Annotated in this window: 25 protein-coding genes; 17 read left to right on the top strand and 8 right to left on the bottom strand. The window is 71.6% G+C overall.

What is annotated here, in order from left to right; translation table 11 throughout:
- Nucleotides 1–12 precede the first annotated feature (12 nt).
- The gene (holA, locus tag EV187_RS11195; RefSeq protein ID WP_242609545.1) at nucleotides 13–1074 is read left to right on the top strand and encodes a DNA polymerase III subunit delta; all 1062 of its coding nucleotides are present in this window, start codon (nucleotides 13–15) and stop codon (nucleotides 1072–1074) included.
- Between the two features lie 77 nt (nucleotides 1075–1151).
- Here holA and rpsT read toward each other — a convergent pair whose 3' ends face one another.
- The 5 genes from rpsT to EV187_RS11170 all read right to left on the bottom strand — a co-directional run bounded on the left by rpsT (nucleotide 1152) and on the right by EV187_RS11170 (nucleotide 5132).
- Nucleotides 1152–1412, bottom strand: coding sequence for a 30S ribosomal protein S20 (gene rpsT, locus EV187_RS11190; protein ID WP_130353094.1), 261 nt, complete (start codon nucleotides 1410–1412; stop codon nucleotides 1152–1154).
- 179 nt (nucleotides 1413–1591) lie between these two features.
- Nucleotides 1592–2431 (bottom strand): VOC family protein, encoded by an 840-nt coding sequence (locus tag EV187_RS11185; protein ID WP_130353093.1) that lies wholly within the window; start codon nucleotides 2429–2431, stop codon nucleotides 1592–1594.
- An 86-nt stretch (nucleotides 2432–2517) separates the two neighbouring features.
- Nucleotides 2518–3285, bottom strand: a complete 768-nt coding sequence (locus tag EV187_RS11180) for an alpha/beta fold hydrolase (protein WP_130353092.1) — start codon at nucleotides 3283–3285, stop codon at nucleotides 2518–2520.
- Nucleotides 3286–3288: 3 nt separating this feature from the next.
- Nucleotides 3289–3912: a response regulator gene (locus EV187_RS11175; RefSeq protein WP_130353091.1), complete on the bottom strand. Its 624-nt coding sequence runs from the start codon at nucleotides 3910–3912 to the stop codon at nucleotides 3289–3291.
- A complete protein-coding gene (locus EV187_RS11170) occupies nucleotides 3909–5132 on the bottom strand; it encodes a sensor histidine kinase (protein WP_130353090.1) in 1224 nt (407 codons plus the stop codon). Before EV187_RS11170 ends, EV187_RS11175 begins: the two co-directional genes overlap by 4 nt.
- 80 nt (nucleotides 5133–5212) lie before the next feature.
- Between EV187_RS11170 and lepA the strand changes: the two genes are divergently transcribed.
- Genes lepA through hemW form a run of 3 tightly spaced genes read left to right on the top strand, consistent with a single transcriptional unit; the run spans nucleotide 5213 to nucleotide 8957 of the window.
- A complete protein-coding gene (lepA, locus tag EV187_RS11165) occupies nucleotides 5213–7069 on the top strand; it encodes a translation elongation factor 4 (RefSeq protein ID WP_130353089.1) in 1857 nt (618 codons plus the stop codon).
- 7 nt (nucleotides 7070–7076) lie between these two features.
- Nucleotides 7077–7727, top strand: coding sequence for a DUF1990 family protein (locus EV187_RS11160; RefSeq protein ID WP_130353088.1), 651 nt, complete (start codon nucleotides 7077–7079; stop codon nucleotides 7725–7727).
- A 3-nt stretch (nucleotides 7728–7730) separates the two neighbouring features.
- Nucleotides 7731–8957, top strand: coding sequence for a radical SAM family heme chaperone HemW (gene hemW, locus EV187_RS11155; RefSeq protein ID WP_130353087.1), 1227 nt, complete (start codon nucleotides 7731–7733; stop codon nucleotides 8955–8957).
- 6 nt (nucleotides 8958–8963) lie between these two features.
- On the opposite strand, the gene EV187_RS11150 is transcribed toward hemW, so the two are convergent.
- Both EV187_RS11150 and EV187_RS11145 read right to left on the bottom strand, forming a co-directional pair.
- A complete protein-coding gene (locus tag EV187_RS11150) occupies nucleotides 8964–9419 on the bottom strand; it encodes a DUF4870 domain-containing protein (RefSeq protein ID WP_130353086.1) in 456 nt (151 codons plus the stop codon).
- 115 nt (nucleotides 9420–9534) lie between these two features.
- Nucleotides 9535–9942, bottom strand: coding sequence for a DUF4870 domain-containing protein (locus EV187_RS11145; RefSeq protein ID WP_130353085.1), 408 nt, complete (start codon nucleotides 9940–9942; stop codon nucleotides 9535–9537).
- 191 nt (nucleotides 9943–10133) lie between these two features.
- On the opposite strand from EV187_RS11145, the gene hrcA reads away from it, so the two are divergent.
- From hrcA to leuA, 13 genes are all read left to right on the top strand, one after another.
- Nucleotides 10134–11156 carry a heat-inducible transcriptional repressor HrcA gene (gene hrcA, locus EV187_RS11140; protein WP_130353298.1) on the top strand — a complete coding sequence of 341 codons (1023 nt, stop codon included), beginning with the start codon at nucleotides 10134–10136 and terminating at the stop codon, nucleotides 11154–11156.
- A gap of 52 nt (nucleotides 11157–11208) precedes the next feature.
- Complete coding sequence (dnaJ, locus tag EV187_RS11135) at nucleotides 11209–12309, top strand: molecular chaperone DnaJ (protein ID WP_130353084.1); 1101 nt, start codon at nucleotides 11209–11211, stop codon at nucleotides 12307–12309.
- An 11-nt stretch (nucleotides 12310–12320) separates the two neighbouring features.
- Entirely contained in the window at nucleotides 12321–13055 is a 735-nt protein-coding gene (locus EV187_RS11130; protein ID WP_130353083.1) for a 16S rRNA (uracil(1498)-N(3))-methyltransferase, read from the top strand.
- A 24-nt stretch (nucleotides 13056–13079) separates the two neighbouring features.
- Nucleotides 13080–13439, top strand: coding sequence for a histidine triad nucleotide-binding protein (locus EV187_RS11125; protein WP_130353082.1), 360 nt, complete (start codon nucleotides 13080–13082; stop codon nucleotides 13437–13439).
- A 76-nt stretch (nucleotides 13440–13515) separates the two neighbouring features.
- The gene (locus tag EV187_RS11120) at nucleotides 13516–14538 is read left to right on the top strand and encodes a PhoH family protein (protein ID WP_130353297.1); all 1023 of its coding nucleotides are present in this window, start codon (nucleotides 13516–13518) and stop codon (nucleotides 14536–14538) included.
- Nucleotides 14535–14996 (top strand): rRNA maturation RNase YbeY, encoded by a 462-nt coding sequence (gene ybeY / locus EV187_RS11115; RefSeq protein WP_130353081.1) that lies wholly within the window; start codon nucleotides 14535–14537, stop codon nucleotides 14994–14996. The genes EV187_RS11120 and ybeY overlap by 4 nt, the downstream gene beginning before the upstream one ends.
- Before the next feature lie 2 nt (nucleotides 14997–14998).
- The gene (locus EV187_RS11110) at nucleotides 14999–16315 is read left to right on the top strand and encodes a hemolysin family protein (RefSeq protein ID WP_130353080.1); all 1317 of its coding nucleotides are present in this window, start codon (nucleotides 14999–15001) and stop codon (nucleotides 16313–16315) included.
- Nucleotides 16308–17201, top strand: coding sequence for a GTPase Era (era, locus tag EV187_RS11105; RefSeq protein WP_130353079.1), 894 nt, complete (start codon nucleotides 16308–16310; stop codon nucleotides 17199–17201). The genes EV187_RS11110 and era overlap by 8 nt, the downstream gene beginning before the upstream one ends.
- A 109-nt stretch (nucleotides 17202–17310) precedes the next feature.
- On the top strand, nucleotides 17311–18507 hold the full coding sequence (locus tag EV187_RS11100) for a sensor histidine kinase (RefSeq protein WP_130353078.1): 1197 nt from the start codon (nucleotides 17311–17313) through the stop codon (nucleotides 18505–18507).
- Nucleotides 18504–19169 carry a response regulator gene (locus tag EV187_RS11095; RefSeq protein ID WP_130353077.1) on the top strand — a complete coding sequence of 222 codons (666 nt, stop codon included), beginning with the start codon at nucleotides 18504–18506 and terminating at the stop codon, nucleotides 19167–19169. The genes EV187_RS11100 and EV187_RS11095 overlap by 4 nt, the downstream gene beginning before the upstream one ends.
- Before the next feature lie 85 nt (nucleotides 19170–19254).
- Nucleotides 19255–20016 carry an ABC transporter ATP-binding protein gene (locus EV187_RS11090; RefSeq protein ID WP_130353076.1) on the top strand — a complete coding sequence of 254 codons (762 nt, stop codon included), beginning with the start codon at nucleotides 19255–19257 and terminating at the stop codon, nucleotides 20014–20016.
- Nucleotides 20016–21413 carry an ABC transporter permease gene (locus EV187_RS11085; protein ID WP_130353296.1) on the top strand — a complete coding sequence of 466 codons (1398 nt, stop codon included), beginning with the start codon at nucleotides 20016–20018 and terminating at the stop codon, nucleotides 21411–21413. The genes EV187_RS11090 and EV187_RS11085 overlap by 1 nt, the downstream gene beginning before the upstream one ends.
- A 214-nt stretch (nucleotides 21414–21627) precedes the next feature.
- Nucleotides 21628–23403: a 2-isopropylmalate synthase gene (gene leuA, locus EV187_RS11080; protein ID WP_130353075.1), complete on the top strand. Its 1776-nt coding sequence runs from the start codon at nucleotides 21628–21630 to the stop codon at nucleotides 23401–23403.
- 90 nt (nucleotides 23404–23493) lie between these two features.
- Here leuA and EV187_RS11075 read toward each other — a convergent pair whose 3' ends face one another.
- Nucleotides 23494–24153: a trimeric intracellular cation channel family protein gene (locus EV187_RS11075; protein WP_130353074.1), complete on the bottom strand. Its 660-nt coding sequence runs from the start codon at nucleotides 24151–24153 to the stop codon at nucleotides 23494–23496.
- Between the last annotated feature and the right edge of the window lie 38 nt (nucleotides 24154–24191).

The following is a 24191-nucleotide window of genomic DNA, read 5'->3' as shown; positions in this document are numbered from 1 at the left end:
CGGGGAGGTGCGTTGGCGGCACGAACAGGAGCGGTGCGATCCGGCGCGTCACGGGCCGGCGCACCCACGCGCGCGAAGGCGGCCGCGATTCCGCAGCTCGCCTGGAACGAGGTGCGTCCCGCACCGGTGGTGCTCATCACCGGACCTGAGACCGTACTGGCAGAGCGGGCCAGCGGCATGCTGCGCGACTTCCTCCGATCCGAGGACCCGGCGCTCGAGGTGAGCGATCTCGAGGCCGACGACTACCGGCGGGGCGAGCTCCTCACGCTCGCGAGTCCGTCGCTGTTCGGCGAGCCGCGCCTCATCCGCGTCGGCGCGGTCGAGCGGGCGAGCGACGACTTCCTCATCGACGCGCTCGAGTACCTCGAGCAGACCGCCGAGTCCACCACGCTGGTGCTCCGGCACGCGGGCGGGCAGCGCGGCAAGAAGCTCCTCGACGCGATCCGCGCGGGAGTCGGCGGCGGGGTCGAGATCGTCTGCGCCGAACTGAAGAAGGACGTCGAGAAGCAGGACTTCGCCGCGGCCGAGTTCCGCGCCGCCGGGCGTTCGATCCACCCGCGGGCGCTCCGGGCGCTCGTCGCCGCATTCGCCGACGACCTCGCGGAGCTGTCCGCCGCGTCTCGGCAGCTCATCGCCGACGCGCCGGGCGAGATCACCGAAGCCGTCGTGGCGCGGTACTACGGCGGCCGCGTCGAGACCAACGCCTTCGCGGTGGCCGACGCGGCCATCGCCGGCCGTCACGGCGAGGCGCTCATCGCCCTGCGCCATGCGCTCGAAAGCGGCGCCGATCCCGTGCCCATGGTCGCCGCGTTCGCGATGAAGGTGCGCACGATGGCGAAGGTGTCGGGGGTGCGCGGCGGCGGCCCGCAAGTGGCATCCTCCCTCGGGCTGGCGCCCTGGCAGGTCGACCGCGCCCGCCGCGACCTCGCCGGCTGGACCGACGAGGGCCTGCAGCGGGCGATCGAGTCGCTCGCCGCGACGGATGCCGCCGTCAAGGGCGCCGAGCGCGACCCCGTGTTCGCGCTCGAACGCCTGGTCGCCGTCATCGCCGCGCGGGGGCGCACCGTCTCCTGACCGGTCGGGTCGGCACGGGACCCGAAACGCCGAAGGCCCCGCACGACGTGCGGGGCCTTCGAGCGGGATGGCGTGCGTCAGAGCGCAGCGACCTGCTTCGCGATCGCCGACTTGCGGTTCGCGGCCTGGTTCTTGTGGATGACGCCCTTGCTGGCGGCCTTGTCGAGCTTGCGGGTGGCGGCGCGGAGAGCGGTCGTCGCCTTCTCCTTGTCGCCCGAGGCGATCGCCTCGCGCGCGGCGCGGACGGCGCTCTTGACCTCGCTCTTGACGGCCTTGTTGCGCTCCTGCGCCTTCAGGTTGGTGCGGATGCGCTTGATCTGCGACTTGATGTTTGCCACGTGGTTATCTTTCGTTCGTGTGTGGGTACCGGATGTGCCGAGCGAAGGTAGAGGGGCCTCGCCGGCGAATCGTGCGGGGTGGGACCCACACGCAAGCCAACAGACAACGATACCAGTAGGGTGCCGACCTCACCAAAGCGGGCGACGCGCGGCACCGGACCGCGCAGCTCCGCAGCGGCTCATCGCTCGGGCGGGATGAACTGGCTCGCCGTGAAGACGCCGCCCTGCGGATCGCGCACGAGCGCCTCACGCGTCCAGACCGTGTCGGTCGTCGCCAGCACGGTGCCGCCGAGCCGCTCCGCCGCCGCCGCGCTCTCATCGCGGTCGGCGACCGTGAAGCTCACGTGCCAGTGCGGCGGCTCGTCGTCGTGCGCCGGGGCGAGCCAGCCGATCGCGTCCTCGAAGCGAGTCGGCGTGACGTCGCTCGACTGGCGCTCCCGGATGTCGGGATCGACCGTCGCCGCCAGGTGGTCGCCGTAGCCCGGGCAGCGGATGAGGGTCCCGAAGCCGAGGTCGTCGAACTCCCACCCGAACACGGTCACGTAGAACCCGGGCTCGGCCGGGTCCGACGTGTGCAGGTCGGCGAAGTTCCATCCGCCGGGCACGTTCACCGCCTGCACCCCCGGTCGCTGCCCGGCCTGCCAGAGCCGGAACGGGGCGCCGGCGGGGTCGACCGCTCCCGCTGCACGTCCTGCGCCGTCGACGTCGGTCGGCGCCGTGACGATCCGCCCGCCCGCCTCCACGATGCGCCGGCCGACGGCATCGGCGTCGGCCGCGGCCACATAGGTGTTCCAGGTCGGTGCGCCCGGGGTGCCGTCATCCCGCGCCTCGCCGAGGCCGGCGGCCAACCTCCCGTCCAGCCGAGCGATCACGTACGCCGCGCGGGTGTCGGGTCCTGCGGCGGAGTCGAAGTCCCAGCCGAACAGCCCACCGTAGAACTCCTGCGCCGCGGGCAGGTCGGCCTGCTCGATGTCGATCCACGAGGGCACGCCCTCGGGGTACGTCCTGGTCCCGGTCATCAGCGGTCTCCCGTCCCTCCGTCGCCTCTCGACGATCGTCCGATCCGCAAGGTGCCGCAAGGGGTGGCGGGGGCGGCGGCGGCGCGTTACCCGGGCGGTGCGACGGGTTGGCGGCGGCGGTCGCGCGCCGCGCGTGCCTCGAGTTCCGCGGCGACGCCGAGCACCACGGCCGTGAAGTCGTCGGGCCGTGCCAGGCTCACCAGGTGCGTCGCGCCGGGCACGACGACGAGCCGACCCTCGTGGGCGGCGCGGAGCATGCGCCGTTCCTCGAAGCGGAAGTGGTCGAACCGGCCGTTGACGAACCACACCGGCAGGTCGATGCGACGCAACGCGGCCTCGGGGTCCAGCGAGCCGACCGCCTCGAGCGCCGGCGCCATCACGTCGAGCGCGACGCCGCCGGCGAGCACGTCGTCGACCCCCTCCTCGGAGAGGAACGCCTGCACCATCAGGTCGTTGAGCGCACGTCCGCGATCGGGCAGCCTCCCGATCGCCGCCGCGAGCCGCCGGTAGCCGGCGAGGCCGGCGCCGCGGGGCCGCGTGCCGCACGAGGCGGCGACCAGTCCATCGAGCCGGCCCCGATGCGTCGCCGCGTACTCGATCGCCAGGTAGCCGCCGAGGCTCAGCCCGACGAGCAGCCGGGGAACACGGGGGCCGTCGGCCGCCGCAGCCAGCGCCGCGTCGATGACCTCCATCGCGGCGTCGAGCGTGAAGGCCTCGTCCATGCGAGTCCCGTGTCCGGGCAGGTCTACGGCGGTCGCGTCGACGTCATGGCGCGCGAGGGCCGCGAGCTGCCGCCGCCACATCGTCGCCGAGGTGCGGAGTCCGTGCACGAGCACGACGCGGGCGCGCGGCATCCGTCAGCCCGCCCTGATCGCCCCGAGCTCGCGGGCGCGCGCGACCGCCGCCGTGCGCGAGCCGACGCCGAGCTTCGTGAAGATGTGCACGAGGTGCGACTTCACCGTCGCCTCGCTGAGGAACAGCTCGCGGCCGATGTCGCGATTCGAGCGACCGTCGGCGACGAGCGAGAGCACCTCGGCCTCACGCACGGTGAGCCGGTCGCCCGACGCCATGGACGCGTCGAGCCGCGACGACACCGCCGGTGCGAGGGCCGACTCGCCCACCGCGGCCGCCCGGACCGCCGCGACGAGCTCCGCGGGCGGTGCGTCCTTCAGCAGGTAGCCGCTCGCGCCGGCCTCGATCGCGCCGAGGATGTCCGCGTCGGTGTCGTAGTTCGTGAGCACCAGCACGCGTGGCGCGGCCGCGTGCGAGCGGATCCGGCGGGTCGCCTCCGCGCCCTGCATCGCGCCCGGGAACTGCAGGTCCATGAGCACGAGGTCGACGTCGGATGCCGCGGCGAGCCGCACCGCGTCCTCGGCCGTCGCCGCCTCGGCGACGACCTGGAGGTCGGCTTCCGACTCGAGGAGCGCGCGGATGCCCGCCCGCACCACCGGGTGGTCGTCGCTCAGCAACAGCCGGATCACGGTGCCTCCACCGGGATGCGAGCGGAGACCGCCGTGCCCTGGCCCGGTGCGGACTCGATCTCGATCGAGCCGCCCTGGCGCTCTGCCCGCTGCCGCATCGCGCGCAGGCCGAACGCGATCCCGTCGACCTCCTCGCGGTGCGCCGCCCGGGGGTCGAACCCGATCCCGTCGTCGACCACGTCGAGCGCGACCTCGTCGCCGAGGTAGCTGAGGGTCAGCTCGGCTCGAGCGGCATCCGCGTGACGCAGCACGTTCGCGAGCGAACCCTGGGCGATGCGCAGCAGGGTCGCGTCGACCGCCATCGGCAGCATCACGGGGTCGCCGCTGGTGCGGAACGTGACCCTGGTCGCCGAGCCCGACTGCTCCGCCTGCTCGTTGACCGCTTCGGCCAGCCGCCCGAGCGCGGCGGGCAGGGTCTGCTCGTCGAGGGACGGGGGAGTGAGCTCGCGGATGAACCGGCGCGTCTCGCCGAGGTTCTCGGCTGCGGTCTCCCGCGCGAGCCGGAGCTTCTCACGGGTGCGCTCGTCGTCGACATCGCGCTCGGCCGCGTGCAGCAGCATCTGGATGCTCGAGAGGCCCTGCGCCACCGTGTCGTGGATCTCACGCGCGAGGCGTTCGCGCTCGGCGAGCGTCCCCGCCTCGCGGCTCGCGGCCGCGAGCTCCTCTCGGGTCGCCAGCAGGTCGAGGATGAGCGCCTGCCGGTCGCTGGTCTCCTGCGACATGGCCCGATAGCCGAGCCCGATCACGATGGCGACCCCTGCGCTGATGAGGGGCCCGAGGATGGTGCCAACCTCGAACCCGAGGTGGGTCGCCGTGCCCCAGACCGACAGCCCGAAGGTGATCACGACGAGCGGCACCGCGATGGGGGCCTCGAGCACGTGCAGCTCGAGGAAGAACAGGGGGAACGCGAGGAACGCGGCATCGGGGGTGAGGAACGACATCGCCACCCACAGGCCGAGCAGCGCCACGAGCCACGCGACGCGCGCCCACGTGGGGAAGTGCCGGTGCGCGGCGGCCACACCCGCGCCGTACCAGGCGAGGAAGGCCACCGCGAGGATCGTGACGGAGACCTCGGTCGGCGCGTCGGCGAGCAGCGCTCGCACGACCACGAAGAGCGTGAGCCCGACGACGAGCAGGTGCAGTCCCAGCCGGAGGGTCAGGAAGACCGGGCGCAGGGCCGATGGCGCCACGCGCGCGTCGGTCTCGTCGATCACGGTCATGGTGCTGTCAGCGTAGCCCCGGCGCCGGCGACGCGGCATCCGTCGAAAGTGGGAAGCGAAGTCATGGGAGAATCGTCAGGATGTCCCCTCGAGCCGCCAATCCTCCGGTGCCCGCTGCCACCGACCCCGCGCTGATCCGCAACTTCTGCATCATCGCGCACATCGACCACGGCAAGTCGACCCTCGCCGACCGCATGCTCGGCATCACCGGCGTCGTGAGCGACCGGGACATGCGGGCGCAGTACCTCGACCGCATGGACATCGAGCGCGAGCGCGGCATCACCATCAAGAGCCAGGCCGTGCGCATGCCATGGCAGGTCGGCGACACGTCGTACGCGCTGAACATGATCGACACCCCGGGCCACGTCGACTTCAGCTACGAGGTCTCCCGCTCCCTCGCCGCCTGCGAGGGCGCGATCCTGCTCGTCGACGCGGCGCAGGGCATCGAGGCGCAGACCCTCGCGAACCTCTATCTCGCCCTCGAGAACGACCTCGAGATCATCCCGGTGCTCAACAAGATCGACCTGCCCGCGGCGGAGCCCGAGAAGTACGCGAAGGAGCTCGCCGACCTCATCGGCGGCTCGCCCGACGACGTGATGCGGGTCTCGGGCAAGACGGGCATCGGCGTCGAGGAGCTCCTCGACCGCGTCGTCGAGCGCATCCCGGCGCCGGTCGGCCGAGCGGATGCCCCGGCGCGGGCCATGATCTTCGACTCCGTCTACGACAGCTACCGCGGCGTGGTGACCTACGTGCGCATGGTCGACGGACACCTGAACCCGCGCGAGCGCATCCAGATGATGTCGACCCGGGCGACCCACGAGATCCTCGAGATCGGCGTGAGCGCTCCCGAGCCCACGCCCACCAAGGGCCTCGGCGTCGGCGAGGTCGGCTACCTCATCACGGGCGTGAAGGACGTGCGGCAGTCCAAGGTGGGCGACACGGTCACCACTGCGGCGAAGTCCGCCACCGAGGCGCTCCCCGGCTACACCGAGCCGTTGCCGATGGTGTTCTCGGGCCTCTACCCGATCGACGGCAGCGACTACCCCGAGCTCCGCGAGGCGCTCGACAAGCTGAAGCTCTCGGACGCGGCGCTCGTCTACGAGCCCGAGACCTCGGTCGCCCTCGGCTTCGGCTTCCGCGCCGGATTCCTCGGCCTGCTGCACCTCGAGATCGTCACCGAGCGGCTGCGCCGCGAGTTCGGGCTCGACATCATCGCGACGGCGCCGTCGGTGGTCTACGAGGTCACCACGGAGGACAAGAAGTCCGTCACGGTCACGAACCCGAGCGAGTTCCCGACCGGCGCGAAGATCTCCGAGGTGCGCGAGCCCATGGTGCGCGCCGCGATCCTCGCACCGAAAGACTACGTGGGCACGATCATGGAGCTCTGCCAGTCGCGCCGCGGCACCATGCTCGGCATGGAATACCTCGGCGAGGACCGCGTGGAGATCCGCTACAACATGCCGCTCGGCGAGATCGTGTTCGACTTCTTCGACCAGCTGAAGTCGAAGACCGCCGGCTACGCGAGCCTCGACTACGAGCCGACGGGCGACCAGGCCGCCGACCTCGTGAAGGTCGACATCCTGCTGCAGGGCGAGCAGGTCGACGCGTTCAGCGCGATCGTCCACCGCGACAAGGCCTACGCCTACGGGGTGCTGATGACCGGCCGGCTGCGGGAGCTCATCCCGCGCCAGCAGTTCGAGGTGCCGATCCAGGCGGCCATCGGCGCTCGCATCATCGCCCGCGAGTCGATCCGCGCCATGCGCAAGGACGTCCTGGCCAAGTGCTACGGCGGCGACATCACCCGCAAGCGCAAGCTGCTCGAGAAGCAGAAGGAGGGCAAGAAGCGCATGAAGATGGTGGGCCGCGTCGAAGTGCCCCAGGAGGCGTTCATCGCCGCACTCTCGGGCGACACCGAGAAGAAGGACGCGAAGAAGTAGGTACCGGATGACCCGACGCAGCACCTTCACCGACCAGTCGGTCACCTATGGCGCCATCGGGGCGACCCTCGCACCCGACCTGCTGCGCTACCCGCCCGCGGGCTACCGCCCGGCGGAGGACTCGGTGCGCCTCGGCAGCGGGCAGGAGCGCTTCGATCGCGCCGCCGAGGCGCTCATGACCTGGGGCGTCCAGCAGGGCGCCGGGTTCGAGGTCGTCGACGTCTCCGCAGGCACGGGTGCGCAGTACCCCGGCATCGTCTACGACGCCGAGGGCATGCCGCTCGCCGAGCAGCCCGCGCCGCGCTCCGAGGACCGCTTCGGCGCCGACGGCACGCCCTACATCACGGCCGGGGTGACGGCGACCCTCCGTCGCAGGGGGCGTTTCCGCGCCCACGACACACCCGTGCTCGTCGTGTACGTCATCGACGAGCCCGACCGCATCGGCTTCGCCTACGGCACGACCGCCGAGGGTCCGGAGAGCGGCGAGGAGTCGTTCATCCTCGAGCACCGCGAGGACGACACCGTGTGGCTCACGATCCGCTCGCTCCTCGGCACACGGGGCGGCATCCATCGCCTCGGCGCGCCGCGCCAGCGCCGCAAGCGCCGCGAGCTCACCCGCGTCGAGCTCCGCGCGCTGCACCCCGCGGGCGGCGTGTAGCCGGTGGCATCCGCCCTGCCGCTGGGCGAGCCCGCCCCGCTCGACGGCCTGCTGCCGCCCTCGGCGGCCGACGGTGCGCCCGACCGCGCGTTCGGGGTGTACGTGCACGTGCCCTTCTGCCGCGTCCGCTGCGGGTACTGCGACTTCAACACCTACACCGCCGGGGAGCTCCGCGGCGCCCGCCAGGTCGACTACGCCGATCATGCCATCGGCGAGATCCGGATCTCGCGGGGCGTGCTCGAGGCATCCGGAGTCCCCGCACGTCGGGCCGACACGGTCTTCTTCGGCGGCGGGACCCCGACCCTGCTGCCGGCCGACGACCTCGTGCGGATGCTCGCCGCCGTACGCGACGAGTTCGGGCTCGCACCCGATGCCGAGGTGACCACCGAGGCGAACCCCGACTCGGTCGGCCCCGACGACCTGCGGCGCCTCGCCGACGGCGGGTTCACGCGGGTGTCGTTCGGCATGCAGTCGGCCGTGCCGCACGTGCTCGCCGCCCTCGATCGCACGCACGACCCCGACCGCATCCCGTTCGTCGTCGGCTGGGCGCGCGACGCGGGACTCGACGTGAGCCTCGACCTCATCTACGGCACGCCGGGGGAGTCGCTCGCCGACTGGCGGCGGAGTGTGGAGGCGGTGGTCGCGCACCGGCCCGACCACGTGAGCGCCTACGCCCTCATCGTCGAGGACGGCACCAGCCTCGCTCGCCGGATCCGCCGCGGCGAGCTCGCCGAGCCCTCCGACGACCTCGAGGCCGACATGTACGAGCTGGCCGACGAGCTCCTCGGTGCCGCGGGCTACGAGTGGTACGAGGTGAGCAACTGGGCGACGGATGCCGCGCACCGATCCCGGCACAACCTCGGATACTGGCGCGGCGACGACTGGTGGGGCGTCGGCCCGGGGGCGCACAGCCACGTCGGCGGCGTGCGGTGGTGGAACGCGAAGCACCCGGCCGCCTACGCCGAGCGCGTGACCGCGGGCCTCTCGCCCGCGGTCGGCCGCGAGCGCCTCGACGATCCCACGCGCGAGACCGAGCGCGTGCTGCTCCTCACGCGCATCCGCGACGGGATCGAGATCCCATCGCTGCACGTCGGAGGCCGGCACGCGGTCGCGGGCCTCATCGCCGACGACCTCGTGGACGCGAAAGCCGCCCTCGCCGGTGTGCTGACGCTCACCAGGCGGGGGCGGCTGCTCGCGGACGCCGTCGTCAGGCGCCTGCTGGAGGAGTGAACCCGATCAGCTCACGAACTTGATCGAGAGCGGGTACGTGTAGAGCTGGCCCTGGTTGGCCTTCACCGCGGCGATGATGCTGAACACGATCACGACCACGCCGATCGCGATCGTGAGGAAGATGCCCACGACGGCCAGCCACAGGACGTAGCTGATCACGTAGGCGATCGCCATCGTGATCTGGAAGTTCAGGGCGGTCGCCGTGTGCTCCCGGATGAAGGGCCCCCGGTCCTTCAGGACCAGGTAGCCGATCAACGCGGGGATGAAGCTGAAGAAGATGCCTCCGATGTGGATGAGCGTCGCCCACAGCTTCTCGTCGCTCGGGTTGAGCTGCGAGCTCTGCTGGTAGGGGCTCTGCGGCGGTGGCGGGGGCCCCTGTGGGGGCGGCGGCGGGCCCTGCGGCGGCGGCGGCGGCGGAGGCGGGCTCTGCGGCGGCGGGGGAGGCGGGGTCTGATCGGACATGCGGACTCCTTCTTCGGGCTCGTCCTTCGGCGAGACTCGGTGGTCTCATGCTGGCACAGCAACGCCCGCCGCGGGAGTAGGACGCTCCTTCGACGGGCGAAACCGGGTGCCGGTGCTACTTGATGAGGCGGATGGCGAACGGGTAGCGGTAGTGCTTGCCGTCCTTCACCTGCAGGAAGGCGATGATCGAGAAGACCACGCCCACGATCCAGACGGCCCACGTGAGGAGGTAGCCGACGAAGACGATCCAGAGGATCGCCGAGATGATGTAGCCGAAGATGAGCGTGATCTGGAAGTTCAGCGCCTCCTTCGCCTCGGTGTTCGTGAAGGAGCCGCGATCCTTGAAGACGAGCCAGATGATGAGCGACGGCAGGATGCCGAGGACGCCGCCGAGGTGGGCGAACGAGCCCCACTGCACGTCCTGTTCGGGGGAGAGCTGGGCGCTGGTGGCCGTGGGAGATGCCGGCTGCTGGGGCGAGGTCGGGGGGACGTTCGGGTCGGACTGGGCATTGGGGTCGGTCATTGCGTGCCTTTCGGGGGTTCAGGGGTGAACCGCGACTGCGTGAAGGGGGGATCGCAGCCAAGGGGGTGACTCGCGGATTATCCATACGGTATCGCCGCCGCTGACGGGTGGCAACGGCCAGGTCACGGGATGTCGCGATAGGATTGGCACTCAGTCAGAACGAGTGCTAAGCGATGAGGGAAGCGAGGACCATGGTCTCCGAACGCAGTCTCGCGGTGCTCCGGGCCATCGTGCAGGACTACGTAGCGTCGCGTGAGCCGGTGGGCTCGAAGACGATCGTCGAGCGGCATGCGTTCGGCGTGTCCGCCGCGACGATCCGCAACGACATGGCGCTCCTCGAGGAGGAGGAGCTCATCGCGGCGCCGCACACCTCGTCGGGCCGCATCCCCACCGACAAGGGTTACCGCGTCTTCGTCGACCAGCTCACCGACGTCCGCCCGCTCAGCCACGCGCAGCGGCAGGCGATCGAGACGTTCCTGGGGGAGTCGAGCGACCTCGACGAACTGCTGGCCCGCACCGTGCGACTCATCGCGCAGCTCACCAAGCAGCTGGCCGTGGTGCAGTACCCGAGCTTCGGCAGCGCCCGCGTGCGCCACGTCGAGCTCGTCTCGCTCGCACCGAATCGGGTGCTCTGCATCCTGATCGCCGACTCCGGCCAGGTCGAGCAGCGCCTCGCCGAACTCGAGCAGCCGGTCGACGAGGAGACCCTCTCCGCCATGCGAGTGCGGCTGAACGACATCGCGGGCGGCCGCACGATGGCCGAGGCCGCCGAGGCGTTGAGCGCCGAGGCCGTCAGCACCGACCGCCGTCACGCGGTCGTGCCGCACACGCTGGCGGCGACGCTCGCCGAGCAGGCACGTGCGCAGCGGCAGGACCGCCTCGTCGTGGCCGGCGCCGCGAACCTCGTGCGAACCGAGCAGGACTTCGCCGGTTCGATCCTCGGGGTCATCGAGGCGATCGAGGAGCAGGTCGAGCTCTTGAAGCTCTTCGGCGAGATGGCCGGCGACGAGCACGCGGTCGCCGTGCGGATCGGCCGCGAGAACGCCTCGTTCGGACTCGGCGAGACGTCGATCGTCTCGAGCGCGTTCGAGATCCCCGGACGCGACATCTCGCGCCTCGGCGTCGTCGGCCCGACCCGCATGGACTACTCCAACAGCATGGCGGCCGTCCGCGCCGTCGCCCGCTACCTCTCCCGCACCCTCGGCGAGAGCTGACTCCCGCTGCCGAATCGCACCGGCATCCGGCAATCGAAAGGACACGCCCTCCGTGGCAGACCACTACGAGGTCCTCGGCGTCTCGCGTGACGCCACCCCCGACGAGATCAAGAAGGCGTACCGCCGCCTGGCGCGCGAACTCCACCCCGACGTGAACCCGGGTGCCGAGGCATCCGAGCGGTTCAAGGCCGTGACGCACGCGTACGACGTGCTCTCCGACCCCAAGCAGCGCCAGCAGTACGACCTCGGCGGCGGCCAGGCCGGCTTCGGCGGCCAGGGCTTCGGCGGGTTCGGCGACATCTTCGAGACGTTCTTCGGCGCCGGCCAGCAGACCCGAGGTCCCCGCTCGCGGCGCGAGCGCGGCCAGGACGCGCTCATCCGCGTCGAGGTCGGCCTCGACGAGGTGATCTTCGGCACCCACCGCGACATCGAGGTCGACACGGCCGTCACGTGCGACACGTGCCACGGATCCTGCTGCCAGCCCGGCACCTCGCCGGTGACGTGCGACATCTGCCACGGCACCGGGTCGATCCAGCGTTCCGTGCGGTCCCTCCTCGGCAACGTCATGACGTCGAGCCCGTGCGGCAGCTGCCGCGGCTACGGCACCATCATCGCGACGCCGTGCGTCACGTGCCAGGGCCAGGGCCGCGTGCGCGCCCGCCGCACCGTGCCGGTCGACATCCCCGCGGGCGTCGACACCGGCGTCCGCCTGCAGATGCCGGGTTCCGGCGAGTCGGGCCCAGCCGGCGGCCCCAACGGCGACCTGTACCTCGAGATCAAGGTGCGCAACCACGACGTCTTCAGCCGGAACGGCGACGACCTGCTCTGCACGCTCGAGGTGGCCATGACCGACGCCATCCTCGGCGCGCACACGACGATCCCCGCGCTCGACGGCGACGTCGACGTCGAGCTCCGGCCGGGGCTGCAGAGCGGCGAGATCCTCACCGTGAAGGACCGCGGGGTCACGAGGCTCCGCGGCACGGGTCGCGGCGAGCTGAAGATCGGCGTGCAGGTCGTGACGCCCACCAGGCTGTCGTCGAAGGAGCGCGACCTGGTGCAGCAGTTCGCGGCGTCGAAGAAGGCGCCCGCGCCCGAGCTCACGCACTTCCAGCAGGGGCTCTTCGCCCGCCTCCGTGACCGGTTCCTCGGCTGACGGATGCCGCGATGAGCCACCTCTACCTCGACGAGTCGCTCGACCTCGCCGGGCTCGCGCCGGGCGCCGTCGTGCAGCTCTCGGGCGATGAGGCGCGGCACGCCGTCACCGTGTCCCGGGTGCGCGCCGGCGAGCGGATCGCGATCGGCGACGGCCGCGGCATCGTCGTGCACGGCGTGGTGACCTCGACCGGCCCGCGCGAGCTCGCGCTCGAGGCCGACGACATCGTGATCGAGGCGCCGCCGACTCCGCGCATCACGCTCGTCCAGGCGCTCGCGAAGGGCGACCGCGACGAGCTGGCGGTGCAGGCGGCCACCGAGCTCGGCGTCGACGCGATCGTGCCGTGGGCCGCCGCGCGCTCCGTCTCGCGCTGGGAGGGTCCGAAGGCCGAGAAGGGCCGCCAGCGCTGGGCGACGATCGTGCGCGAGGCCGTGAAGCAGTCGATCCGGTCGTGGCTGCCGCCCGTCGCGCCCGTGACCCCGACCGCCGGCCTGGCGACGGCACTCGACGGCAGCCGGATGCTCCTCCTCGAGCCGACCGCCGCGATCGCGCTCACCGACGTCCGGCCCGACGGCCGCGACCTCGCGCTCGTCGTCGGACCCGAGGGCGGCATCGCGCCCGTCGAGCTGGAGCGACTCGTCGCCGCCGGCGCGGAACCCGTGCGGCTCGGGGCATCCGTGCTGCGCACGTCCACCGCGGGGCCCGCCGCCATCGCGGTGCTGAACGTCGCGCTCGGGCGGTGGTGAGTCATCCCTCGCTACGATGGGAGGATGACCGAGTCCGCTGCCGAGCCGACGCTCTTCGAGCGGATCGCCGCGCGTGAGATCCCCGCGCAGATCGTGGCGGAGACCGACCGGGTCATCGCGTTCCACGACATCGCCCCGAAGGCGCCCGTGCACGTCGTCGTGACCCCTAAGCAGGGCCACTACCGCGACGTCGTCGAACTCGCCGAAGGCGACCCCGAGCTGCTCGCGGAGCTGGTCGCGGTCGCCCGCGGCATCGCCGCCGACCTCTCCGACGGCGACTTCCGGCTCATCTTCAACACCGGCGGAGGGGCCGGGCAGACCATCTTCCACGTGCACGCCCACGTCCTCGCGGGCGGCCTCGAGGAGGCATCGCTTGCCGGCTGATCCGCAGGGTCCCGACGCGGCTGCGTCGCAGCCCGTCCGCGACGACGAGGTGCGACTCCGCATCGACGGCATCGCGATGGTGCGGCTCCTCGGCCCCCAGGATCGCCTGCTCACGTCGATCCAGCACGAGTACCCGGGCGTCGAGGTGCACGTGCGCGGCAACGAGATCGCGATCCGCGGCGACGCCGACGAGCGCAACCGGGTGCGCCGCCTCATCGAAGAACTCCTGGAGCTCGTGCGAGCCGGCCAGGATCCGACACCCACCGAAGTGAGGAGCTCGGCCCGAATGCTCGATGCCGATCCCAATGCCAAGCCGTCCGAACTGCTCGGACAGGTGATCGTCTCCGCGCGCGGCCGGACGATCCGCCCCAAGACCGAGGGCCAGCGCGAGTACGTCGACGCGATCGACGAGAACACCATCGTGTTCGGCATCGGCCCCGCCGGCACCGGCAAGACCTACCTGGCCATGGCGAAGGCCGTCCAGGCGCTGCAGCGCAAGGAGGTCAGCCGCATCATCCTGACCCGTCCCGCCGTCGAGGCCGGAGAGCGGCTCGGATTCCTGCCCGGCACGCTCACCGACAAGATCGACCCGTACCTCCGTCCGCTCTACGACGCGCTCAACGAGATGATGGACCCCGAGATGGTCCCGAAGCTCCTCGCGGCGGGCACCGTCGAGGTGGCGCCGCTCGCCTACATGCGCGGCCGCACGCTGAACGACTCGTTCGTCGTGCTCGACGAGGCGCAGAACACCACGCCCGAGCAGATGAAGATGTTCCTCACGCGCCTCGGCTTCGGCTCGAAGATGGTGGTGACGGGCGACATCACCCAGATCGACCTGCCAGGCGGCGCGAGCGGGCTGCGCCTCGTGACCCGCATCCTCGACCACGTCGACGACATCCACTTCGTCCGCCTCACGAGCGACGACGTCGTGCGCCACAGCCTCGTCGGCCGCATCGTCGACGCCTACACCGAGTACGACCAGCGCACGCAGGCGCAGCGGTTCGAGCGCGACCAGGCGCGCGAGTTCGCCAACCGCGCCGAGCGACGGGGCCACGCCGCGCCGCGCGATCACCTGCCCAGGAAGGGTGGCAAGGCGTGAGCATCGAGGTCAACAACGAATCCGCCGTCGCGGTCGACGAGGCCGCGCTGCAGCGCCTCGCGGTCTATGCGCTCGACGCGATGCACGTGCACCCCGACGCCGAGCTCGCGATCGTGCTCGTCGACGAGGGCGCGATGGAGCAGCTGCACGTGCAGTGGATGGACGAGCCCGGTCCCACCGACGTGCTGAGCTTCCCCATGGACGAGCTCCGCCCCGGCACCGAGGACCAGCCGGCGCCTCCTGGGCTGCTGGGCGACGTCGTGCTGTGCCCGCAGGTCGCCGAGGCGCAGGCGAGGAGCGCGGGGCATCCGCTCATCGACGAACTGCTCCTGCTCACGACGCACGGCATCCTGCACCTGCTCGGCTTCGACCACGCCGAGCCCGCTGAGGAGAAGGAGATGTTCGGCGTCCAGCGCGACCTCCTCGTCGGCTTCGCGATGCAGGAGCGACGCCGCTGACCATGCAGCCCTGGCTCTTCCTCGGCGCCGCGTTCGTGCTCGTCGCGTTCGGCGGTCTCATGGCCGCGGTCGACGCAGCCCTCGGGGTCTCCAGCCGGGCGGATGTCACCGAGCTCGCGTTCGGCGCCCGGGCCCGGCGGTCGCTGCTCGCCATTGCCGACGACACCGGCGCGCACGTCAACGCCGTGAACTTCATGCGCATCATCGCGGAGACGACCGCGGCCGTGCTCGTGACCCTCGCCTTCACGTCCTTCCTCGACAACGTGTGGCTCGTGCTGCTGTACTCCGCGCTCATCATGACGGCGGTCTCCTTCGTGCTCGTCGGCGCGAGCCCGAGGAGCGTGGGTCGGGCGCATGCCGCGACCGTGCTGCGGCTGACCGCGCCGCTCGTCCACTTCCTGCGCGTGCTCCTCGGTCCGCTCGCGAACGCCCTCGTGTCGCTCGGCAACCGGGTGACCCCCGGCCGCATCCGCTTCGCGGGCGTCTCGAGCGAGGAGCAGCTGCTGAGCATGGTCGACGAGGCCACCGAGCTCGACGTGCTCGAGGAGGGCGACCGCGAGCTCATCCACTCGATCTTCGAGTTCAACGACACGGTCGTGCGCGAGGTGATGGTGCCGCGCACCGACATGGTCACGATCGACGCGTCGGCGCACCTGCAGCAGGCGATGGCGCTGTTCCTCAGGGCCGGGTACTCGCGCATCCCCGTGATCGAGCGCGACGCCGACGACGTCACCGGCATCCTCTACCTGCGCGACCTCGCCAGGCTCGGCTTCGAACGACCGCTCGACGCCGAGGGGCTCACCGTCGGCGAGCTCGTGCGGCCTGCCGTGTTCGTGCCCGACTCGATGAAGGCCGACGCGCTGCTGCGCAAGATGCAGCTGGAGTCGAACCACCTCGCGATGGTCGTCGACGAGTACGGCGGCATCGCCGGTCTCGTGACCCTCGAGGACCTGATCGAGGAGCTCGTCGGCGACATCTCCGACGAGTACGACCGCGAGGCCGCCCAGGTGGAGGACCTCGGCGGCGGACGCTACCGCGTGAACGCGCGGCTGCCCGTCGACGAGCTCGGCGAGCTGTTCGGCCTCGACCTCGAGGACGAGGACGTCGACTCGGCAGGCGGGCTGCTCGCGAAGGAGCTCGGGCGGCTGCCGCAGCCGGGGGAGCGCGTGACCGTGTCGGGGCTGATCCTCGAGGCCGAGCGCACCGAGGGCCGGCGCAAGCGCATCGCCACCATCCTCGTCGAACGCGATCAGGCGCTGATCGACGCCCAGTCGGCCTTCGACCCGGGCGAGCTCGAAGGAAGGAACCACCGTGGCTGAGTACCGGGCCGGATTCGTCTCGATCGTCGGACGCCCCAACGTCGGCAAGTCGACCCTCACGAACGCGCTCGTCGGCGAGAAGGTGGCGATCACGAGCTCGAAGCCGCAGACCACGCGACGCGCCATCCGCGGGATCGTGCACCGCGAGCACGGGCAGCTCATCCTCGTCGACACCCCGGGACTGCATCGCCCGCGCACGCTCCTCGGCGAGCGCCTCAACACGCTCGTGCAGTCGACCCTCGGCGACGTCGACGTCATCGCGTTCTGCGTGCCGGCGAACGAGGCGGTCGGGCCGGGCGACCGCTACATCAACGAGCAGCTCGACCAGTACCCGAACGCGAGGAAGGTCGCGATCGTCACGAAGACGGATGCCACGTCGAAGGCCAAGGTCGCCGAGCAGCTGCTCGCGGTGTCGGAGCTGCGCGAATGGGCGGCCATCATCCCGGTGTCGGCGCCGAAGGGGGAGCAGCTCGACGTGCTCGTCGACGAGCTGCTCGCGCTCATGCCGACCGCGGAGCACGCCCTGTACCCGGCCGAGACGCTCACCGACGAGGACGTCACCGAGCGCATCGCCGAGTACGTCCGCGAGGCTGCACTCGAGGGCGTGTCCGACGAGCTGCCCCACTCCATCGCGGTCACGGTCGACGACATGATCGAGCGCGACGACAAGGACCTCGTCGAGGTGTACGCGAACCTCTACGTCGAGCGCGACAGCCAGAAGGGCATCATCATCGGCAAGGGCGGGTCCCGCCTCCGCGAGGTGGGGGCGACCGCGCGCGCGCAGATCGAGCACCTCCTCGGCCGCAAGGTCTACCTCGCCCTGCACGTGAAGGTGGCGAAGGACTGGCAGCGCGATCCCAAGCAGCTCGGGCGCCTCGGGTTCTGACCTCCTGCGGCCCGACCGTCGGCGGCGGGCGGCACCAGGGCGTACGACTCGAGGATGATTCCGCGCGGCCGCGCGGGAAGGCGGTCGCGGCACCGCGTACGGTGGTTCGGTGCGCACCTCCCTGAGCCGCGGCAGGCTGACGACCGACGTCGTCCTCGCCGTCGTGTTCGGGCTCTGCTGCCTCCCGTTCGCGCTCCTGGGCGACGCCGTCGACCTGGTGGTCCTCGTCGCCTTCGTCGGGGCGCTCGCGATCCGGCGGCTCTCGCCCGCGTGGTCGCTCGGCGTCGCCTGGGCGGCGGCGGTGCTGCAGATGGTCGCCCTGCGCGACCTCCAGTTGTACGACGCGGCCGTGCTCGGCGTGCTGTACTCCACGGCCGCGCACGGAGGTCGCGTCGTGAAGTGGGCCGGCCTCGCGAGCGCCGGCGCCGGTGCCGTGGTGGCGACGGTGTACCTCGGCGTCCTGAAGCCGGCGCTCGGCGGTGCGGCGTTCATCGCCGCGCCGGGCGACGCGTTCGGCCTGACGTTCCTCCTCGGGTTCCTGTTCGTCGCGTCGATCGCCGTGCTCGTCCTCGCGTGGACCGCGGGCCTGCTCGCCCGCTCGGTGCGCGACTCGCGCGAGGTGCGGCGCCGCGAGGACATCGCCAACCGCGAGCGCGCCCTCGTCGAGTACCGGTACGCCGTGGAGCAGGAGCGCAACCGCATCGCCCGCGACATGCACGACGTGGTGGCCCACTCGCTCGCGGTCGTCATCGCGCAGGCCGACGGCGCGCGGTTCGCCGCACGCACCCGGCCCGAGACGGCGGCTGGCGCGCTCGACACGATCGCGGGGGTCGCCCGCGGCGCGCTGGGCGACGTGCGCGTGCTGCTCGCCGAGCTCCGCCACGACGAGACGGACGCACCGCAGCCCGTGCTCGACGACCTCGAGGGACTGCTCGACCGCGTGCGCGCAGCGGGCCTCGACGTGCGGTTCGCCGAGTCGGGCGACCGGCTCGCGCTCGGCACCGGACATCAGATCGCGGTCTACCGCATCGCCCAGGAGGGCCTCACCAACGCCCTGCGCCACGGCGACGCGACGGCCCCCGTCGAGCTGCGACTGACCTGGGACGACGGCGGCGTCGACCTCGAGGTCGTCAACGCCATCCGGGCGGATGCCGCGACGGGCGAGTCCCACGGGATCCGGCACGGCATCCCGGGCATGCGCGAGCGCGCCCAGCTCGCCGGCGGGCGACTCAGCGCCGAAGCCGGCGACGACGGGATGTTCCGGGTGCGTGCGCGCATCCCCGTGCAGCCGGGGCGGCCGACTTGAGCGGCATCCGGGTGGCGCTGGTCGACGACCAGGCCCTCTTCCGTGCGGGTGTCCGCATGCTCGTCGAGTCGCAGGCCGACCTCGAGGTGGCCGGTGAGGCGGGTGACGGGGTGGCGGCCGTCGACCTCGCCGCGCGCGCACGGCCCGACGTGATGCTCATGGACGTGCGGATGCCGCTGCAGGACGGCATCGCCGCGACCGAGCGCATCATCGCGGACGCGGATCGCGACGGCCGCCCGCCGCCGCGCATCCTCGTGCTCACCACGTTCGACCTCGACGAGAACGCCGCCCGCGCGATCCGGGCGGGCGCGAGCGGCTTCGTGCTGAAGGACGCCGACCCCGAGTTCCTGCTCGCGGCGATCCGCACGGTGCACCAGGGCAACCAGGTGATCGCGGCGAACGCCACCCGCCAGCTGTTCGCGCACGTCGGCCGAGGCTCGGGACGGCGTCCCGCTCCGGCCGCCTGGTCGGAGCTCACGCCGCGCGAGCGCGAGATCTTCGCGCTCGCGGCTCGCGGCCTGTCGAACGGCGAGATCGCGGCATCCGAGTACCTCTCCGAGGCCACCGTGAAGACGCACGTGAGCCGCATCCTCGCGAAGCTCTCGCTGCGGGACCGCGTGCAGCTCGTGGTGTTCGCGTACCAGCACGACCTGGCCGGGTGACGCCCCGACGTCATCCCGCAGGATGACGTCGAACCATCCGGTGGCCGGATGCCGCGCCCGCGCCGCCGCCCGTAGCGTCGTCGACATGCAGATCCAACCCTCCGACCTCGGTCTCATCGCCCGCGTCACGGGCCTCGGCAAGCGCTACGGGCACGGCGCCGGCTCGGTCACGGCGCTCGACGACGTCTCGCTCGGCCTCCGCCGGGGCGAGTTCACCGCCATCATGGGCCCGTCGGGCTCGGGCAAGTCGACGCTCATGCACATCATGGCCGGGCTCGACTCGCCCACCGCCGGCCGCGCGTGGCTCGGCGACACCGAGATCACGGAGCTCTCCGACTCGGCGCTCACGGTGCTGCGGCGTCGTCGCGTCGGCTTCGTGTTCCAGTCGTTCAACCTCGTGCCGACCCTCGACGTGCGCGGCAACGTGCTCCTGCCGTTCGAGCTCGACGGCCGCCGGCCGAGCGGCGAGGAGCAGGCGTGGATCGACGAGCTCGTCGGCGCGCTCGGGCTCGGCGCGCGCCTGCGCCATCGGCCGTACGAGCTCTCGGGCGGCCAGCAGCAGCGCGTCGCCATCGCCAGGGCACTGGCGACCCGACCCGACCTCGTGTTCGCCGACGAGCCCACCGGCAACCTCGACTCGCGCACGGGGCGCGAGGTGCTCGGGCTCCTCGCCATCGCGAGCGCACGGTACGGCCAGTCGATCGCGATGGTGACGCACGATCCCGTCGCCGCGAGCCATGCCGACCGCATCCTCTTCCTCGCCGACGGGCGCATCGTGCGGGACGCGGCGCGCTCGTCGGCGGAGGAGATCTCCGCCTACATGCTGTCGATGGAGGTCGCGGCGTGATGCGCACCCGCCTGAAGGACCAGTGGCCGACGCTCCTGGTGGCGGCGCTCGCCGGCACGTTCGGCGTGGCGCTGCTGCACGTGACCGGCCTCCTCGGCGCGGCGATCGCGGCGGACGACGTGACCGGCGGGAGCGCCACGGTCGCGCTCCTGCTCGCCCTCGTGGCGACGGTGTTCATCGTCATCGCGGTGTACGTGAGTGCGATCGTCACGGCGAACACCGTCGCGACCGTGGTGGCCGGCCGCACCAGGCTCATCGCCCTGCTGCGCCTCATCGGCTCGAGCGCACGCGCCCAGCGCGCGCACATCGCGAGGGAGGGCCTCCTCCTCGGCGTCGCCGGCGCCGCTGCCGGCGTCGTGGCCGGCACGGGCGCGGCGTACGCGCTCGACCGGGTGGCCGTGGCGAACGACCTCATGCCCCCGACCGACTACGACTACCTCAACCCCGCCGTCGTGCTGCCCGCGGTCGCCGTCGTGATCACGACGTGGCTGGCCTCCTGGGTCGGCTCGCGGCGCGTGCTGCGGGTGCGGCCGATCCAGGCGATCGGCAACTCGCACGAGCAGGACCGCGAGGAGCTCGGGCGTCGCCGTGCACGCAACGTCATCGCCCTCGTGCTGTTCCTCGTGGGCGTCGCCCTGCTCGCCGCCGGCGTGGTGTGGGGACTCACGGAGCCCTACGGCGTGCTCGTCGGCATGGTCGGGGGGATCGTGTCGTTCACCGGCATCGTGCTCGGGGCCCACGTCGTCATGCCTCCCGTGCTGCGCTTCGTCGGACGTATCCTGGGCAGCTCGCCGGCCGCACGCCTCGCGGCGGAGAACGCGGTGCGCCACCCCGAGCGGAGCTCGCGGATGACGATCGGCCTCGTGATCGGCGTGACCCTCGTGACCACGTTCGCCGTGACGATGGAGTCGTATCGCGCGATGATCCTCGCGGCGCAGCAGGCGCACCCCGAGGTGTACGCCGGCGTCGACGAGATGCTGGACGTCACGGTGACCGTCTTCACGGTGCTCATCGGCTTCAGCGCCCTCATCGCCGCGATCGGCATGGTGAACACGCTGTCCCTCAGCGTCCTGCAGCGCACGCGGGAGCTCGGCCTGCTGCGGGCGCTGGGCTTCGAGCGGCGCCAGTTGCGCCGCATGATCATCGCCGAGAGCGCCGCCCTGACGCTCGCCGCGACGGTCGCCGGCATCGTGCTGGGCTTCGGCTACGGATGGGCGGGGGCGCAGGCGCTGCTCGGCGGCGCGCAGGGGGAACCCGCGTTCGTGCTCCCCGGGATTCCGTGGGTCATGTTCGGCGTGCTCCTGGTCGCGGCCGGCGCGCTCACGCTCGTCGCCTCGATCGCCCCGGCCAGGCGGGCGATGCGGGTCGCCCCGGTCGTCGCGCTGGCGGTCGAGTAGGGCTCGCCGCGACACGTCGACGGGCGGATGCCGCATGGCTGCGGCATCCGCCCGTTCGTCATGGTTGCGCCCCCGGGCGCCCCGGGTGTTAGCCTTGGCTCGTGCTTCACGGCCTGCTTCTCCTTAGCTGCCGCAGCGAGTCCTAACCCAGGCCTCCCTCGCTGCGGAGTTCGTCGTCGGCTGAATCCATCCGAACAAGCGAGAAGAGCACCCCATGCAGAACACCCAGAAGCCGTCGTCGATGCCCGTGCATCGATACCGCCCGTTCCACGAGCAGATCCGCGTCGAACTGCCCGATCGCACGTGGCCGTCCCAGCGCATCGAGAAGGCCCCGCGCTGGTGCGCCGTCGACCTGCGCGACGGCAACCAGGCCCTCATCGACCCGATGAGCCCCGAGCGCAAGCGCATCATGTTCGACCTGCTCGTGCGCATGGGCTACAAGGAGATCGAGGTCGGCTTCCCGAGCGCCAGCCAGACCGACTTCGACTTCGTGCGCAGCCTCATCGAGGAGGGCGCGATCCCCGACGATGTCACGATCCAGGTGCTGACGCAGGCGCGAGACCACCTCATCGAGCGCACGTACGAGTCGATCGCGGGCGCCAGGCAGGCGATCGTGCACCTCTACAACTCCACGAGCGTGCTGCAGCGCGAGGTCGTGTTCCGCACCGACCGGCAGGGCATCATCGACATCGCCCTGCACGGGGCGCGCACCTGTCGCAAGATGGAGGCTTCCGTCCCGGGCACGACCGTGTACTACGAGTACTCGCCCGAGAGCTACACCGGCACCGAGCTCGAGTTCGCCGTCGACGTCTGCAACCAGGTGATCGAGGTCTTCGAGCCGACGCCCGAGCGCAAGGTGATCATCAACCTGCCGGCGACCGTCGAGATGGCCACGCCGAACGTCTACGCCGATTCGATCGAGTGGATGAGCCGACACCTCGCCCACCGCGAGAATGTCATCCTGTCGCTGCACCCGCACAACGACCGGGGCACCGCGATCGCCGCGGCGGAGCTCGGCTACATGGCGGGGGCCGACCGCATCGAGGGATGCCTCTTCGGCAACGGCGAGCGCACCGGCAACGTCGACCTGGTCGCGCTCGGCATCAACCTGTTCACGCAGGGCATCGACCCGCAGATCGACTTCTCCGACGTCGACGAGGTCAAGCGCACCGCCGAGTACTGCAACCAGCTGGCCGTGCACGAGCGCAGCCCGTGGGCCGGCGACCTCGTGTACACGGCGTTCAGCGGATCGCACCAGGATGCGATCAAGAAGGGCTTCGAGGCGATGGAGGCCGACGCCGAGCGCCGTGGCGTCACGGTGGACGAGCTCCAGTGGGCGGTGCCCTACCTGCCGGTCGACCCGAAGGACCTCGGCCGCAGCTACGAGGCCGTGATCCGCGTCAACTCCCAGTCCGGCAAGGGCGGCGTGGCCTACCTGCTGAAGAACGACCATTCGCTCGACCTGCCGCGCCGGCTCCAGATCGAGTTCTCGGGCGTCGTGCAGGCGAAGACGGATGCCGAGGGCGGCGAGGTCTCGAGCGACGAGATCTGGCGCGTCTTCAACGACGAGTACCTGCCCGCACCGGCCGATCGGCCCGAGGCGAAGTGGGGCCGCTTCGAGCTGCTGTCGCTGCGCACCGAGAGCGCACTCGACGGCGTCGTCAACGTTCGCGTCGGACTGCGCGACGGCGACGAGCGCATCGAGGCCGACGTGAGCGGCAACGGGCCCATCTCGGCCTTCCTCGCCGTGCTCGGCGCCGAGGGCGTCGACGTGAAGCTCCGCGACTACGTCGAGCACACGCTGGCCGCGAGCGGCGACTCGCAGGCGGCGGCCTACGTCGAGCTCGAGGTCGAGGGCCGCGTGCTCTGGGGCGTGGGCATCGACGCCGACATCTCGACCGCATCGCTCAAGGCCGTCGTCTCCGCCGTGAATCGCGCGCTGCGCGGCACGGTCGCCGCCGAGAAGGCCCGCGAGGTCGTCGCGGTCTGACGGTGCACGGATGCCGCGGCCGCTCGCCGGCGCGCGGCATCCGTCGTCCGCCGTCGCAGTGCCGCGGCATCCGTCTGTCGTGCCCGCGCGTCAGGCGCGCCGCCACACCCGCCAGCTGCCCAGCGCCCGCTGCTCGGGCAGGCTCCAGCCGAAGCGCACGGAGCCCAGGCGGATGAGCGTCGTGACGATGACGCACGCCGTCCCGGCGACGACGATGTTGACGTCGACGGCGACGAGGACGACGAGGAGGGTCGTGCCGGCCGTCGCGGCGACCGCGTAGAGGGAGCCGACGTGCATGAGCGCGATGGGCAGGTTGAGCGCCACGTCGCGCAGGATCGAGCCGCCGACGGCCGAGAGCACCCCGACGAAGACCGCGGGCACCACCGGCACGCCGTACGCGAGTGCCTTCGAGGTGCCGATCGCGCCGAAGAGCCCGATCGTGACGGCGTCGAGCGCGATGATGAGTCCGTTCAGCCGGGTGAAGACCCGCAGCAGGAGCATCCCGAGCAGTGCCGCCGCGGTCGCGATCGGGATGTACCAGTTGTCGGAGATCGCCGCGGGCAGCTGGTTCAGCAGGATGTCGCGCATGAGGCCGCCGCCGAGTCCGACGATCACGCCGATGAGCGCGACGCCGAGCAGGTCGATCCGTCGTTCGGTGAGCCGCGCCGCGAACATGGCGCCCTGGATGGCGCCGATCGCGACGGCGGTGAGGTCGAGCCACAGGGGAATGACGAAGAGCGCGGATGCCACGGCACCAGTGAACCACGAGCGTGCGGGCGCGACATCCG

Origin of the sequence: Agromyces ramosus (genome assembly GCF_004216665.1) — a bacterium.
Classification (GTDB): Bacteria; Actinomycetota; Actinomycetes; order Actinomycetales; family Microbacteriaceae; genus Agromyces; species Agromyces ramosus.
This window is presented reverse-complemented; position numbering and strand designations above follow the sequence as displayed.

What these genes read in the sequence shown, in the direction of transcription:
- EV187_RS11145 (WP_130353085.1), bottom strand. Translation starts at nt 9,942, where the DNA reads ATGACCGACCCCAATGCCCAGTCCGACCCGAACGTCCCCCCGACCTCG.
- EV187_RS11130 (WP_130353083.1), top strand. Translation starts at nt 12,321, where the DNA reads ATGAGCCACCTCTACCTCGACGAGTCGCTCGACCTCGCCGGGCTCGCG.
- EV187_RS11085 (WP_130353296.1), top strand. Translation starts at nt 20,016, where the DNA reads ATGCGCACCCGCCTGAAGGACCAGTGGCCGACGCTCCTGGTGGCGGCG.
- EV187_RS11160 (WP_130353088.1), top strand. Translation starts at nt 7,077, where the DNA reads ATGACCCGACGCAGCACCTTCACCGACCAGTCGGTCACCTATGGCGCC.
- lepA (WP_130353089.1), top strand. Translation starts at nt 5,213, where the DNA reads ATGTCCCCTCGAGCCGCCAATCCTCCGGTGCCCGCTGCCACCGACCCC.
- hrcA (WP_130353298.1), top strand. Translation starts at nt 10,134, where the DNA reads ATGGTCTCCGAACGCAGTCTCGCGGTGCTCCGGGCCATCGTGCAGGAC.
- EV187_RS11090 (WP_130353076.1), top strand. Translation starts at nt 19,255, where the DNA reads ATGCAGATCCAACCCTCCGACCTCGGTCTCATCGCCCGCGTCACGGGC.
- EV187_RS11185 (WP_130353093.1), bottom strand. Translation starts at nt 2,431, where the DNA reads ATGACCGGGACCAGGACGTACCCCGAGGGCGTGCCCTCGTGGATCGAC.
- EV187_RS11110 (WP_130353080.1), top strand. Translation starts at nt 14,999, where the DNA reads ATGCAGCCCTGGCTCTTCCTCGGCGCCGCGTTCGTGCTCGTCGCGTTC.
- EV187_RS11150 (WP_130353086.1), bottom strand. Translation starts at nt 9,419, where the DNA reads ATGTCCGATCAGACCCCGCCTCCCCCGCCGCCGCAGAGCCCGCCTCCG.
- leuA (WP_130353075.1), top strand. Translation starts at nt 21,628, where the DNA reads ATGCAGAACACCCAGAAGCCGTCGTCGATGCCCGTGCATCGATACCGC.
- EV187_RS11170 (WP_130353090.1), bottom strand. Translation starts at nt 5,132, where the DNA reads ATGACCGTGATCGACGAGACCGACGCGCGCGTGGCGCCATCGGCCCTG.
- EV187_RS11180 (WP_130353092.1), bottom strand. Translation starts at nt 3,285, where the DNA reads ATGCCGCGCGCCCGCGTCGTGCTCGTGCACGGACTCCGCACCTCGGCG.
- EV187_RS11125 (WP_130353082.1), top strand. Translation starts at nt 13,080, where the DNA reads ATGACCGAGTCCGCTGCCGAGCCGACGCTCTTCGAGCGGATCGCCGCG.
- EV187_RS11120 (WP_130353297.1), top strand. Translation starts at nt 13,516, where the DNA reads ATGGTGCGGCTCCTCGGCCCCCAGGATCGCCTGCTCACGTCGATCCAG.